General features: G+C 35.0%; 2 protein-coding genes. Both read right to left on the bottom strand.

The genetic code is table 11. The annotated features are described in order from the left end of the window. Window positions 1–355: 355 nt before the first annotated feature. Window positions 356–1,741 carry an amidohydrolase gene (locus JJE11_RS17425; RefSeq protein ID WP_291637920.1) on the bottom strand — a complete coding sequence of 462 codons (1,386 nt, stop codon included), beginning with the start codon at window positions 1,739–1,741 and terminating at the stop codon, window positions 356–358. A gap of 48 nt (window positions 1,742–1,789) precedes the next feature. Beyond that, the coding region (locus tag JJE11_RS17420) for a molybdopterin dinucleotide binding domain-containing protein (protein ID WP_291637918.1) at window positions 1,790–2,594 on the bottom strand (805 nt) is incomplete at its 5' end.

The following is a 2,594-nucleotide window of genomic DNA, read 5'->3' as shown; positions in this document are numbered from 1 at the left end:
ACCGCCAATTCAATACCATTCTTATGTATTTCCTCTACTACAAGTTGTCCTAGTTCCCAGGCGTCTTGGTTATTAAAATGTTCAAACTGAAGCATTTCTTCCTGCTTTATTACTAATTGTTCTGCTGCTTTATATTCCATAGTACTCATTATCTTCCTCCTCCAAGTATATTCTCCTATAATATTAGATAATAAATATTATCCACATCATTTTCGTTAAGTTTTACAAAACCGTTTTTGAATAGTTTAGTTACGTTCAATATACTTTAAATGATATCCTAAATATCAAACGTTTACAACAGCTCTGCCTTAATTGCTCTCTTCATATTAATGTAGCTTAGCTTGCTCTTTTTTATTTAAAAGTATTCTTTAAACTCATTTCTAAGTACTTTAGTACAAACTTCTTCTCCTTTTTCTGCTAATGTATACTCATCGACTCCAACTAAATGTCCATCTTCATAAACAACTTTTCCATTAATCATTGTAAGCCAAACAGGTCCTGTTACACCAGCACTGGCAATTAAATTCTTAGGGTCGTGGAGAGCACCGGCTAATTCCAGCACACTAGTATCTATCATAAATAAATCAGCTGCCTTACCTATTTCAATGGATCCTAGGTCATTGCGACCCAGAGTTTTGGCACCATTTATTGTTGCAACTTTAAGCATTTCATATGGGGAAACACATCCACCACGACTTTTACTGTGGTATGCTTGCATTATATAGGCCATTCGTAATGAATCCAAAAGATTTGAACTATCATTTGTAGAAGATCCATCTACCCCAAGACTAATCAGAATTCCTTCTTTTTGCATTGCTTTAATGTCTAATATTGGGAACCCGCCTAAAATAGCTGGTGCAGGACAATGTGAAATTCCAGTACCTGTCCTAGCTATAGTCTTATATTCATCAAACTTAATTTCCCAGCTATGAGCAAACCATACGTCTGACCCAACAAATCCAATCTCCTCGGCCCATTCTAAGGTTGTCTTACCCCAACGTCCTAACATTATGCTTCTATCCCCTTCATATAAGTGTGTGTGTAAGTGGACTTTCTTGTTCCTAGCTAAGGCCACAGACTCAATAAATGTCTCAGGATAGCTATTAATAGGTTGGCAGGGAGCAACAACAATTTGGTTCATAGAAAAAGGTTTTGGATCATGATACAAATCAATTATTCGTTCACAGTCCGAAATGAACTCATCTGTGGTTTCAAGCATTCCATCCGGTATAGTACTTCCCTCACTTTTCGGTAATGTATTGGTACCCCTTCCAGCATGATACCTGATTCCGAGCTTATCAGCAGCTTCCATTTGACGATCAACCAATTCTTTGCCCGCTACCTTTGTATAACAATATTGATGGTCAAATGCACAAGTACAACCATGTTTAATTAAATCGCTCATTGCTGTAAGTGATGAATAGTAAATAACATCAGAATTAATTTTTTCAAAAATCGGATATATTTTACTTAGCCAATCTACAACTAACATATTGGGATAATCGATGGAAATCATATTTCTAACAAATGTTTGAAAGAAGTGATGATGTGTGTTAATTAACCCTGGGTAAATAAATTTATTCTTTCCATTAATTACTTTTGCACCTTCAGCCTTTAAGTTCTTTCCGATTTCTTTTATCTCAGGTCCTTCAATAAGTATATCCGAATCATAGAATACTTGATCTAAATAATCACATGTTACAATTGCTCTTGCATTTTTAATTAGTACTTTGTTCTTCATCACAAACCTCCTTAGATTGTCCATTAAATGGTTGCTAACGAAAAGGTTTTACTTGCTACTTTCTAATCTACAAAAACTCTCATAGTATGCGGCTTGATCCCCTATATCACTTACTTCATCAGTTGTTAGCATATTTACTGAGCCACTTTTATGCCACATACCTTCATAGATCATAATTATATTTTCCCCTACAATATCGCTTATAAGTAGATATGCCTCTATTTCACCGTACTTTGACTTTACTTTTACTAATTGGTTATTTTCAAAGCCTTGCTGCTTTAATGTGTTTTCGCTTATATAAGCTTTTGGTTTTTCTTCTTCAAAGGCAAAATGCTGGGAATGAAGTGAATTTTTCGGATGAGGTGTCAATAACCTTAGTGAATAGTTTTCATCCCTTTCCTTTATAGGTATATACTCTGGTATTGGACTTAATCCTAGATTTTCAGCATTTTCAGAGTAAAGTTCATATTTCCCCGACGGTGTGTCAAACTTTCCATCTTTCCAAGGTATTTCTTCCCCTTCTAGGGCGAAGTAATTCTCCTTTAAGTATTCATAGGTAACATTAGCCTTATCCATAAGAGGTTTTAAAGCATTTCTAAAGAAGGTTTCCTTATCAATATCTGGGTACTCTTTTAGCTCCATTTTTTTAGCAAGGCTTCTAAAAAAATCATATTCACCCATGATATTGTTCACAGGTTCAATAACCTTCTCCGAATAGCTAAGATAAGGTGAATACATTCCTGTATAAATAAAGTCCTCTTCCTCAAGGATGCTAGTGGCTGGTAGCACAAGGTCTGCAGACATTACTGAATCTGTCATGAACAAATCAATAGCTACAATAAAATCAATTTTT

Source organism: Clostridium sp. (assembly GCF_016650095.1).
Lineage (GTDB): Bacteria > Bacillota > Clostridia > Clostridiales > Clostridiaceae > Clostridium_AD.
The sequence above is the reverse complement of the archived record's forward strand: the minus strand, read 5'-3'. Positions and strand labels throughout refer to the sequence as shown.